The sequence below is a fragment of the Chloroflexota bacterium genome, assembly GCA_015478725.1.
In the GTDB taxonomy this organism is placed as follows: domain Bacteria; phylum Chloroflexota; class Limnocylindria; order Limnocylindrales; family CSP1-4; genus C-114.
Genome location: JADMIG010000071.1, coordinates 1 through 2851, shown reverse-complemented (window position 1 = coordinate 2851; position 2851 = coordinate 1). Strand labels below are relative to the sequence as shown.

Here is a 2851-nt window from a genome sequence, read left to right as displayed (position 1 = left end):
TGCAGCGCGACAGCCACGATGGCCGGTGCGCGACACGAGCAGATGGCCGGTCGGACTGACCGCCGGGCGGGCGTAGCAGCCCCACCGTAGGCCAGTCCGACCGGCGACGGGGGCATCTGCCCTCGTCTGCGGGCCGCGGCGTGTGCGGGCAGGATCGGCTCCTCGACGACCAAGACGAGGACCGAAGTGCCCGGACGACACGTCACAAGCCAGCAGGTGAGGCTATTCATGGAATCCCATCGCCACTATCCCCAGCGCGTCGCCGCCGCCAAGGCCGGCTTCAGCGAGCGCACTGCCCGCCGTCTCAAGGCGGATCGGCACCTGTCGCGGGAGCTCGTCGATCGGCGTCTCCGCCGTCAGTGTCCTGATCCTTTCGCCGGGCTGTGGGACGCCGAGATCCGCCCGATGCTCGAAGCCCAGCCCGGGCTGCGGCCGATCACCTTGATTGAGGAGATGCAGCGCCGCCATGCCGAGCACGACTGGGACCGCCTGCGCCGCAGCCTGGAGCGCCGGGTCCGCACCTGGCGCGCCGAACACGGCGCCGACCGGGAGGTGATCTTCCGTCAAGACCATGTTCCGGGACAGCAGGGGCTCTCGGACTTCACCGACATGGGCGATCTCGGCGTCAGCATCGCCGGCCAGCCGCTCGACCATCGGCTGTATCATTTCACCCTGGCCTACTCTGCCTGGGAGCATGCCGAGCCGGTGCTGGGCGGCGAGAGCTTCACCGCGCTCGCGGTCGGCCTGCAGAACGCACTCTGGGCACTTGGCGGCGTGCCGGCCGAGCACCGCTCCGACAGCCTCTCCGCCGCCTTCCGCAATCTCGATGACGACACCCGCGCCGATCAGACCCGCCGCTACGAGGCGTTGTGCGCCCACTACGAGATGACGCCGACCCGCAACAACACCGGGGTGGCGCATGAGAACGGCGCCATCGAGAGCCAGCACGGCCACCTCAAGCGCGGCATCGCGCAGGCCCTGCTGCTCCGCGGCAGCGCCGGCTTCGACACTCTCGACGCCTACCGTGTCTGGATCGCCGACCTGATCGGCCGCCGCAACGCCCGCCGCGGCAAGATGGTGCAGCTGGAATGCGCCGCCCTGCGGCCGCTGCCGCCGGACCGCACCACCGACTACGACGAGGCCACGGTGTTCGTGACCTCGAGCAGCGGCTTCGTCCTGCGCAAGGTGTTCTACACCGTGCCCTCCCGCCTGATCGGCTTCCGGCTGCGGGTCCGGCTGTATGACGATCGGCTGGAATGCTTTGTCGGCCAGAGCCCGGCGCTGATTTTGCGCCGCGGCCGCAGCCATGGCGAGGGGCGGCATGGCCACGTCGTCGACTACCGCCACGTCATCCACAGTCTGCGCTGCAAGCCGATGGCGCTGCTCAACCTGGTCTACCGCGACGCGCTGTTCCCGCGTCCCGCCTATCGTCTGGCCTGGGAGACGCTGCTGGCCGCCGGCGACCCGAGAGCCGCCTGCAAGACGATGGTGGCGCTCCTGTCGCTCGCCCACGAGCGCAGCTGCGAGGCCGAACTCGCCGCGGCACTCACTGAGCAGTTGCAGCACCCGGCGACGGGCCGCAGGGCGACCGCGGGCGCGGTCGACATGCAGAGCTTGCGGGCCCGGTTCGCGCCGGCGCGGGGGAGGATGCCAGAAATCATGGTCAGCCTGCCGCCGGTCGCCAGCTACGACACGCTCCTGCCGTCCATGGGAGCCGTGGCATGAACGACAGCACCAGCGACACGATCAAGGTCGATACCGCGCGGCTGCCGCTGCTGCTCAATGAGCTGCGGCTGCCAACCATCGCCGCCATGTGGCAGACCTTCACCGAGCGCGCCGATCGCGAGGCGTGGCCGGCAGCCCGGCTGCTGGCGACCCTCACCGAGCTGGAACTCGCCGAACGCTCCCAGCGACGCATCCAGCGACACCTGGTCGAGGCCCGGCTGCCGTCCGGCAAGACGCTCGACAGCTTCGACTTCACCGCCGTGCCCATGGTCAGTCGTGCGCACGTTGCGGCGCTGGTCACCGGCGACGGATGGATCGACCGGGGCGGCACGATCCTGCTGTTCGGCCCGAGCGGCTCCGGAAAGTCGCATCTCGGTGCAGCACTCGGGCATGCCCTCGTGGAGAACGGCTACCGCGTCCTGTTCACCCGAACCACCGACCTCGTGCAGCGTCTGCAACAGGCGCGTCAGGCGCTGTCGTTGGAGAGCGCCATCGAGAAGCTCGACAAATACCACCTGCTGATCCTCGAGGATCTCTGCTACGTCCGAAAGGATCAGGCCGAAACCTCGGTGCTGTTCGAGCTGATCGCCGCCCGCTACGAACGGCGCAGCCTGATGGTCACCGCAAATCAGCCGTTCGGCGAATGGACCAGCGTCTTTCCCGACGCCGCCATGACGCTCGCCGCCGTGGACCGCCTTGTCCACCATTCAACCATCTTCGAGATGAACGTCGAAAGCTACCGCCGCAAGACTGCTGCCGCTCGCGCGCCACACAAGCCCAAAGGCCCGAGCGACAGCAAGCGCGACAGCGACAAGCAGCGCCACACCACAGCGCCGGCATTTGCGACCAGCGGCGAAAGTGTTCCTGACGTTGCCGCGTAGGAATGCCCGCCTTCTGAGTGCAAAATCATCATCCGCTTCTGCTGATGTGGCGGCTGTGGGGTTGTGGGCAACGCGCTTGCGTTGTCCACAAATCCAGCAGCCGGAACTGCCGGGCAGTGTGGCTGGTGCAGCCAACCGAAGTAAAAAAATCCCTTGTCGATGCGCGACGTCAAGCTCATCTTCGCTACGCGCTGCGACCGGCCATCAGCCTGTCGCGCACCGGCCATCACTCGTGTCGCGCTACA

The 2851-nt window shown here is 68.0% G+C and carries 1 protein-coding gene and 1 pseudogene; both read left to right on the top strand.

The window, feature by feature from the left end:
- The first annotated feature begins 186 nt into the window (after positions 1-186).
- Positions 187-1725: an IS21 family transposase gene (locus tag IVW53_15720; GenBank protein MBF6607011.1), complete on the top strand. Its 1539-nt coding sequence runs from the start codon at positions 187-189 to the stop codon at positions 1723-1725.
- Positions 1722-2480, top strand: a pseudogene (locus tag IVW53_15715) (ATP-binding protein). Before IVW53_15720 ends, IVW53_15715 begins: the two are co-directional and overlap by 4 nt.
- The last annotated feature ends 371 nt before the right edge of the window (positions 2481-2851 follow it).